Source organism: Polaromonas sp. P1_G4 (genome assembly GCF_056405475.1).
This window is the reverse complement of the sequence record NZ_JBFUCA010000330.1, coordinates 1-4,791: the sequence shown is the minus strand read 5'-3', so window position 1 is coordinate 4,791 and position 4,791 is coordinate 1. Positions and strand designations below refer to the sequence as shown.

The window sequence follows — 4,791 nt, the reverse complement described above, 5'->3', positions numbered from 1 at the left end:
GTTGTCACCTTTGCCATCGACGGCGCCAACGGCGGGCTGAAGAAACTCGGCGAGGCCTCATTGGCCGACAGCATGGCCAACATTGACCTGGACGCCTCTGGCCGCTGGCTCTTTGCCGCCTCCTATGGCGGCAACAAGATCACGGTGAACAGCGTGGGTGCCGACGGCCTTGTCGGGCCCGTCCAGCAGATCGTTCCGACTTCGCCCAACGCCCACGCCATTCACCAGGACCCTGCGGGCCGTTATGTATTTGCCACCAGCCTGGGCGGCGACAACCTGTCGAGCTGGCGCTTCGACCCCAAGACCGGCCAGCTGAGCGCCAACGATCCGGCGCTGGTGAATGTGTCGCCGGCCAAAACCGGCCCGCGGCACTTCCTGTGGAACAAGGCCCAGACGCATGTCTACCTGCTTAACGAACTGGACGGCGGTGTGGATGTGTTTGCATACGACGCTGGCAAGGGCGCCATGCGCCATCTGCAGCGAAGCACTGTCATGCCGGCTGGTTTTACGGGCAAGCCATGGGCGGCAGACCTCCAGCTGTCCGCCGACGGACGGTATCTGTATGGATCGGAGCGTACTTCCAGCACGTTGACCACATTCAAAATAGASCCTGCCACCGGCCTGCTGCAAACAGCCGGCACAACGCCCACTGAGAAAACGCCCCGCGRCTTTGCGGTGGACTCGAGCGGCAAGTTCCTTATCTCTACCGGCCAGGACTCCCATGCCGTGTCGCTGCATCCGATCGATGCGGCCACGGGTGTGCCTGCCGCCGGGGTGAGCCAGCCCGCGGGCAAGAACCCGAACTGGGTGGAAATCGTCGACTTCTGATGGAACGCACCAACGTCAACCCTCTTTTTATCCGCATGCACGGTGCGGACAACGTCGCCATTGTTGCCAACGATGGTGGCCTGCCAGCGGGCGCAGTGTTTGCCGATGGGTTGACGCTGATCGAGCGGGTTCCGCAGGGCCACAAGGTGGCGCTGGTCGACTTGCCCAAGGGCGCGGCGGTGCTGCGTTACAACGTGCCCATCGGTTACGCATTGAAAGATATTCCCGCCGGCAGCTGGGTGCATGAACGCCTGCTGGAGATGCCCGACGCGCGCACGCTGGACGCGCTTCCCATCGCCACCGTGCGGCCGGCCCCTCAGCCCGCGCTGGAGGGTTACACCTTTGAGGGCTACCGCAACCCGGACGGATCGGTCGGCAGCCGCAACATCCTGGCCATCACCACCACCGTGCAGTGCGTGGCCGGCGTGGTGGACTTCGCCGTCAAGCGCATCAAGGCAGAGTTGTTGCCCCGCTTTCCCCATGTCGATGATGTGGTGGGGCTGGAGCACACCTACGGCTGCGGCGTGGCCATCGATGYGCCGGACGCCATCATCCCGATCCGCACGCTGCGCAACATCAGCCTGAACCCCAACTTCGGCGGTGAAGTCATGGTGGTCAGCCTGGGCTGCGAGAAGCTGCAGCCTGAACGTTTGCTGCCGCCGGGCACCATCCAGATCGTCGATGAACGCAACGTGGCCGATGTGGGCACGAATGCGGAAGCCGCGCTGGATGTGGTGTGCCTGCAGTCCGAGAACCATGTCGGCTTCATGTCCATGATTGATTCGGTCATGGACATGGCACTGCAACATCTCGAACGCCTGAATGCGCGACGCCGCGAAACGGTGCCCGCCAGCGAGCTGGTGGTGGGCGTGCAATGCGGTGGCAGCGATGCGTTCTCTGGTGTCACGGCCAACCCTGCGGTGGGCTTTGCCACCGATCTGCTGGTGCGTGCCGGCGCCACGGTGATGTTTTCCGAGACCACTGAAGTGCGCGACGGTATTGACCAGCTGACATCGAGGGCCAGCAGCCCTGAAGTGGCCGCCGCGATGATCCGCGAGATGGCCTGGTATGACGCGTACCTGAAAAAAGGGCAGGTTGACCGCAGCGCCAACACCACGCCGGGCAACAAAAAAGGCGGCCTTTCCAACATTGTGGAAAAGGCCATGGGCTCCATCGTCAAGTCAGGCTCCGCGCCCATCAGCGGTGTACTGGCACCCGGCGAGAAGGTGAAACAAAAAGGCCTGATCTACGCCGCCACGCCCGCCAGCGACTTCATCTGCGGCACGCTGCAGCTGGCCGCGGGCATCAACATCCATGTGTTTACCACCGGCCGCGGCACGCCCTACGGCCTGGCGGAAGTGCCGGTCATCAAGGTGGCCACGCGAAGCGACCTCGCCCGGCGCTGGCACGACCTGATGGACATCAATGCCGGGCGTATTGCCGACGGCGATGCCACCATTGAAGACGTCGGCTGGGAGCTGTTCCAGTTCATGCTGGACGTTGCCAGCGGCCGAAAGAAAACCTGGGCCGAACACTGGAAGCTGCACAACGCGCTGGTGTTGTTCAACCCGGCGCCCATTACCTGATGGACTGATGCATTGACGTATAGATTCAAAGATTCACTGCCTACCTGATCAACAGAGATCATCGATAAAAAGAGAGTTAACTCATGACACAAGCAACCCCTTATCAAAGTTTTCCCAACAGCTTCAAGCGCGACCTGCTGGCCGGCAAAAAACTGATCGGCTGCTGGTCCTCGCTGTCCAACGCCATCACCACCGAGGTGCTGGGCGTGGCCGGTTTCGACTGGATCCTGCTTGACGGTGAACATTCGCCCAACGACATGGCCACCTACATCCCGCAACTGATGGCGCTGAAAGACAGCCGCAGCGCACCGGTGGTGCGCCCGACCTCAAACAACTCGGTAGAGCTCAAGCGCCTGCTCGATGCCGGCTTCTACAACTTCCTGATCCCCTTTGTCGAAACCGCCGAGCAGGCCACCAGCGCCGTCGCCGCCACCCGTTACCCGCCGCAAGGCATTCGCGGCGTGTCGGTGTCCCAGCGCAGCAACAAGTACGGCACGGTGCCGGACTACCTCAAGTCCATCAACGACCACATCTGCGTGATGGTGCAGATCGAAAGCATCGCCGGCACGGCGGCAGCGAACGAGATTGCCGCCATCGACGGTGTCGACTGCATGTTTGTCGGCCCGTCCGACCTGGCCGCCGGCCTGGGCCACCTCGGTAATGCCGGGCACCCGGAGGTGCAGGCCGCCATGGTGAAAATTTTTGCCGCCGCCAAGGCGCACGGCAAACCGGTCGGCATCCTGGCGCCGGTGGAGGCCGACGCGCGCCGCTACATGGAGATGGGCGCGACTTTTGTCGGCGTCGGCAGCGACCTCGGCGTTTTCCGTGGCGCCACACAGGCCCTGCGCGACAAATACCTCGCCTGATTTTTCTGTCATCCCGGACCTGGTCCGGGATGCGCCTTGTGGACCGCGCGTCCGGGGCCATTGCTATTTTTTACAAACAAGGAGCATTTTTATGAGCAAGCTTGGATTTATCGGCTTGGGCATCATGGGCGCGCCGATGGCTGCGCACCTGATTGCGGCAGGACACGAGGTTTTCATGAACACGCGGAGCAAAGTGCCTGCGGCTCTCTTGACCGGCAAGGGCAAGGCCTGCGACTCCATCGCCGACGTAGTAAAGCAGGCGGACATCATTTTCCTGATGTTGCCCGATACGCCCGACGTGGAGAACGTGCTGTTTGGCGAGGGCGGAGTGGCCTCGGTGCTGACCAAGGGCAAGACAGTGGTCGACATGAGCTCGATCTCGCCGATGGACACCAAAGAGTTCGCCAAGAAAATTGACGCCCTCGGTTGCGACTATCTGGACGCCCCGGTGTCGGGCGGTGAAGTCGGCGCCAAAGCTGCGAGCCTGACCATCATGGTGGGCGGCCCGCAGGCGGCGTTTGACCTCGTCAAGCCGTTGTTCGAACTGATGGGCAAGAACATCACCCTGGTGGGCGGCAACGGCGACGGCCAGACCTGCAAGGTGGCCAACCAGATCATCGTGGCGCTGAACATCGCGGCCGTGGGTGAAGCCCTGTTGTTTGCCAGCAAGGCTGGCGCCGATCCAGCCAAAGTGCGCCAGGCGCTGATGGGCGGTTTTGCCTCGTCGCGCATTCTGGAAGTTCACGGCGAACGCATGATCAAGCGCACCTTTGCGCCGGGCTTCCGTATCGGCTTGCACCAGAAGGATTTGAACCTCGCGCTCAGCGGTGCGCGTACGCTGGGTCTGGCTTTGCCGCAAACGGCGGGCGCCGCCCAGCTGATGCAGGCCTGTGCCGCCAACGGCATGCAGGACCTGGACCATTCCGCTCTGGTGCGCGCGCTTGAACTTCTGGGCAACCACGAAGTCGCGTAACTCATCCGCATGAAGAGCCCACAGAGGCTCACGGCGCAGCTGGTGGAGGACACCGCTTTTTCACACATCCGGAGACGAACATGCCGATCAATCGACGAGAGCTTATTGCTGCTTCACTGGCTTTGGGGACTGGCGCTGCGAGCGCGCAGGCTTCATGGCCGTCCAAACCCATACGCCTGGTGGTGCCGTACCCACCCGGTGGTTCTTCAGACATCATCGCGCGCGCCATTGCGCAGCCTCTGTYCGAGGCGCTCAAGCAGTCGGTCATCGTGGACAACAAGGCTGGCGCCAACGGTAACCTGGGCGCCGACATCGTGGCCAAGTCAGCACCCGACGGCTACACGCTGCTGCTGTGCGACACCGGCGCTCTGGCCATCAGCCCTTCGGTCTATCCCAAGCTGGGTTTCGACCCGACCAAGGACTTGCGTGGTGTCACGATGCTGGCCTACTCGCCGCACCTGCTGGTGGTTCATCCCTCGGTACCCGCCAGCAATCTCAAGGAGCTCGTAGCGCTTTCGCACAAGACCGACCTGAACTT

At 62.5% G+C, this 4,791-nt stretch carries 5 protein-coding genes; all 5 read left to right on the top strand.

Annotated features, from left to right (window positions below; genetic code table 11):
- Positions 1–828: lactonase family protein (locus AC1D1X_RS15840; protein WP_477698620.1), on the top strand; the 828-nt coding region annotated here is incomplete at its 5' end.
- Positions 828–2,414 (top strand): galactarate dehydratase, encoded by a 1,587-nt coding sequence (gene garD / locus AC1D1X_RS15835; RefSeq protein WP_477698619.1) that lies wholly within the window; start codon positions 828–830, stop codon positions 2,412–2,414. The genes AC1D1X_RS15840 and garD, both read left to right, overlap by 1 nt.
- 83 nt (positions 2,415–2,497) lie before the next feature.
- Positions 2,498–3,280 carry a 2-dehydro-3-deoxyglucarate aldolase gene (gene garL, locus AC1D1X_RS15830; RefSeq protein WP_477671054.1) on the top strand — a complete coding sequence of 261 codons (783 nt, stop codon included), beginning with the start codon at positions 2,498–2,500 and terminating at the stop codon, positions 3,278–3,280.
- Between the two features lie 91 nt (positions 3,281–3,371).
- The gene (gene glxR, locus AC1D1X_RS15825; RefSeq protein ID WP_477671053.1) at positions 3,372–4,253 is read left to right on the top strand and encodes a 2-hydroxy-3-oxopropionate reductase; all 882 of its coding nucleotides are present in this window, start codon (positions 3,372–3,374) and stop codon (positions 4,251–4,253) included.
- A gap of 80 nt (positions 4,254–4,333) precedes the next feature.
- On the top strand, positions 4,334–4,791 hold a 458-nt coding region (locus AC1D1X_RS15820), incomplete at its 3' end, for a Bug family tripartite tricarboxylate transporter substrate binding protein (protein WP_477698618.1).